Below are 828 nucleotides of genomic sequence, written 5' to 3' on the forward strand. Positions count from 1 at the left end.
GATCGCTTCGCCCATCTGCGTGGTCGAGGCGGCGGTGGTGCCTTCCGACTTGATGTCCGCCGTGCGCAGACCGCTGGCCAGCACGGCCGCGATCGCGGCGTCGACCTTGTCGGCGAGCGCGCCCATGTCGAAGGAGTAGCGCAGCGCCATGCCGAAGGACGAGATCATCGCGATCGGATTGGCGAGGCCCTTGCCGGCGATGTCGGGCGCCGAGCCGTGCACGGGCTCATACAGCGCCTTGCGCTTCCCGCTCTTCACATCGACCTCGCCGAGCGAAGCCGAGGGCAGCATGCCGAGCGAGCCGGTCAGCATCGCAGCGATATCCGACAGCATGTCGCCGAACAGGTTGTCCGTCACGATGACGTCGAACTGCTTCGGCCATTTCACCAGCATCATGCCGCCGGAATCCGCGAGCTGATGCTCGAGCGTGACGTCGGGATATTCGCGCTTGTGAACCTGGGTCATGACCTCGTTCCAGAGCACGCCGGACTTCATGACGTTGCGCTTTTCCATCGACGTCACCTTGTTCTTGCGCTTCTTGGCAAGCTCGAAGGCGACGCGGCCGATGCGCTCGATCTCGTAGGTGTCGTAGACCTGGGTGTCGATGGCGCGCTTCTGGCCGTTGCCGAGGTCGGTGATGGTCTTCGGCTCGCCGAAATAGACGCCGCCGGTGAGCTCGCGCACGATCACGATGTCGAGGCCCTCGATGGCCTCACGCTTCAGGCTCGAAGCATCGGCGAGCGCCGGATAGCAGACGGCGGGACGCAGGTTGGCGAACAGAGCGAGATCCTTGCGCAGCCGGAGCAGGCCGGCCTCGGGGCGCACCTC

The 828-nt window shown here is 65.3% G+C and carries 1 protein-coding gene; it reads right to left on the reverse strand.

Translation table 11 applies throughout. From position 1 onward, the window contains the following. Positions 1-828 (reverse strand): 3-isopropylmalate dehydrogenase (leuB, locus tag Q3C01_RS44850; protein WP_458151745.1); only part of this gene is annotated, 828 nt, incomplete at both ends.

It is taken from the genome of Bradyrhizobium sp. UFLA05-109, assembly GCF_054185165.1.